At 27.0% G+C, this 1,112-nt stretch carries 2 protein-coding genes; both read left to right on the forward strand.

Annotated features, from left to right (window positions below; genetic code table 11):
- Positions 1 to 150 precede the first annotated feature (150 nt).
- Positions 151 to 831 carry a Crp/Fnr family transcriptional regulator gene (locus COL3_RS24670; protein WP_008425847.1) on the forward strand — a complete coding sequence of 227 codons (681 nt, stop codon included), beginning with the start codon at positions 151 to 153 and terminating at the stop codon, positions 829 to 831.
- Between the two features lie 54 nt (positions 832 to 885).
- Positions 886 to 1,112, forward strand: a 227-nt coding sequence (locus COL3_RS24675; protein ID WP_099716747.1) for a rhodanese-like domain-containing protein, incomplete at its 3' end; no start/stop codon positions are given.

A 1,112-nucleotide genomic window follows, 5' to 3' on the forward strand; every position in this document is an offset into this window, starting at 1 on the left:
ATTAGAAGTCTTGCAGTTGCATTAGCTATTGTAGGAGTAAGAATATTTTTTATGGCATTTTAGAAGATAAACTGACGAACTCTATCTGTGTGACTAAATCACATATATTTCTGAAATACTAATATATAATGAAGTCATGGAGGGGAGCAAATGAGTAGCAATAGTGAAGCATTAGAGAATAAACTAAAAAATATTGAATCTTTATATAGAATATATCCAGTATTAGAGAAGGTTGATAAAAAGAATAATGGAATAATAAGCGAACAAGCATATTTTAAAACTTTATATGCTGATGAATATATGGAATCAGCAGAGGGCACATGTCATGGGATTTTATTTGTACTGGAAGGAAAAATCAACATACAAAAGATAAATTTAAATGGAGAGCAGACTAATTTATACAATATTAAAGAAGGTGAATTTTGCCATGAAGCCTTAAGCTGTATATCAAACTTTGAATCTTTAAATATAATTGGAAAAGCAATTCAATATTCAGAGGTATGTATTATACCAATAGAGATTGTTAAGCAGTACATTATGTCAGATGAAGAATTTTTATTATATATTTATGAGGATTTGCATAGAAAATTCAACGCTATTATTGAAAATAAAGAAGAGATGATGCATGAATCCCTAGAAACAAGACTAATAAAATTATTAATAAGCAAAAATAGCAATATAATTTATACAACTCATAGCGAACTAGCTTTTCAAATTGATTCAGCTCGTGAAGTTGTGAGTAGAAAATTAAAAAGTATTGAAAAATCAGGCTACATAAAGTTAGAAAGAGGGAAGATAATAATAATTAAAGATTTAAGTGAAATGTTGTAATTATTTATTTTAATTAAGAAGAAAATCATATTAAACTTTGAGGAGGAATTTAGAATGTTTGGTTTTTTAAAGAGAGATGAAGGAAAAGTTATTAATGTAAATGATATTGATAATTTAATTGGAAAGGTTGAATTAATTGATATAAGAGAAAAATATGAATACGCAGGTGGAAGTATAAAAAGTGCAAAAAATATTCCAATGGGAGAACTTTTAAAGGACCCGGAAAAATATTTAAATAAAAATAAAGAGTACTACATAATGTGTCAATCTGGAGGAAGAAG

The organism is Clostridium sp. LS, from assembly GCF_002760435.1.
Classification (GTDB): Bacteria; Bacillota; Clostridia; order Clostridiales; family Clostridiaceae; genus Clostridium.